This is a genomic window from Neobacillus drentensis (assembly GCF_036966985.1).
Classification (GTDB): domain Bacteria; phylum Bacillota; class Bacilli; order Bacillales; family Cytobacillaceae; genus Neobacillus; species Neobacillus drentensis_E.
Genome location: NZ_JBALSN010000753.1, coordinates 1 through 1,007, shown reverse-complemented (window position 1 = coordinate 1,007; position 1,007 = coordinate 1). Strand labels below are relative to the sequence as shown.

Annotated in this window: 1 pseudogene; it reads right to left on the bottom strand. The window is 35.8% G+C overall.

The features are described from left to right. Positions 1-104 precede the first annotated feature (104 nt). A pseudogene (locus V7659_RS31380) lies at positions 105-1,007 on the bottom strand (DEAD/DEAH box helicase family protein); the annotation flags it as partial.

The following is a 1,007-nucleotide window of genomic DNA, read 5'->3' as shown; positions in this document are numbered from 1 at the left end:
CCATAATAATTTACAATAAAATACAAACATCAACAACTAACTTGTTTAAGATAATAAAACCCACCTTCTAGTTAAAAGGTGGATTAATAAAGTAGTGATATTCTTTATTGTATAATAGTATTCTTCGCCTTTCGCTCAAAATGATAATGAAGGCGGTATTCACAAATTGCTTTTGTCCAGTTAAAAAGAATTTGTTCTTCTTCTTTTAGAACGGCATAATCCAACTTAAAAATATCATTCTCAAAAGTGATTAACCCTTTGGAGCTGCCACTCCATTTTGTCATTGGCATGGTAACGATCAATTTGCTAACACCCTTTTCATCATAATCCCATAATTTTTTTGCACCTTTATCGGAAAAATCAATCCTTTTACGGTGTTCTTTTTCCATCAGGTATTGATGAAAGAAAGGAGCTACTTCGATAGAGGAAATGGGATGATACCAATTCGAGACCCCCCGCTCCAGCATTGCCAATAGGACCACCATTTTATAACTTTTGGCCATTCCGGTTTTTTCAACTTCAACAAACCAATTTTCGTACCGGTTGTATATTTCTATCTCCTGTTCCGTTAATTCCTCTGCCCATTTAAGAAATCCAAAATATGAACTAAATTCCTGTTTGTATTGTGGAGAATCAGACGCACCCTTTAAATGTAATTCCAAATAGGATGGCCTTCTTCCAAGATCTCTTTTTAAATCCATGTAATCATTAAACAACTTCTCTCTTCGCGGGTGTCGTTTCCTTGACATTTCTTTCAGAAGGTTTACAACATTCACATCTAAATTTAGTTCACAGGAATTAGGTAAAGTCGGTTGAATTTTCCTCGCCTTTCCTTCGCTTGGTTGTGTTTCGAATAGACTTAACTTTATATCCGCATTTCGGTAATTACCGATTAAGTCAATGATGACACACGTTTCTTTACCAGGATGTAAACGGAGTCCTCGCCCTATCTGTTGGGTAAAAACTGTTAAGGATTCAGTGGGTCTAACGAATAAAAGAGTATCGAC